Here is a 255-nt window from a genome sequence, read left to right on the forward strand (position 1 = left end):
GCGATCGGCACGCTTGCAGGCACAGCGAAGCATTACGATAATCTCGGCGTCATCTGGTATGACGCGCACGGCGATCTGAATACACTTGAAACTTCACCATCGGGCAATATTCACGGCATGCCGCTCGCGGTCAGCCTCGGCATTGGCCACGAGTCACTGGTTAACCTTGAAGGCTACGCGCCTAAAATCAAACCGGAAAACGTCGTTATCATTGGCGCCCGGTCACTTGATGAAGGGGAGCGCAAGTACATTAAG

At 54.1% G+C, this 255-nt stretch carries 1 protein-coding gene; it reads left to right on the plus strand.

Annotated features, from left to right (window positions below):
- Window positions 1-255 (plus strand): arginase family protein (locus SB660_RS22075; protein ID WP_410584603.1); only part of this gene is annotated, 255 nt, incomplete at both ends.

It is taken from the genome of Bacillus sp. SIMBA_005 (assembly GCF_046535585.1).
GTDB classification, from domain to species: Bacteria; Bacillota; Bacilli; order Bacillales; family Bacillaceae; genus Bacillus; species Bacillus pumilus.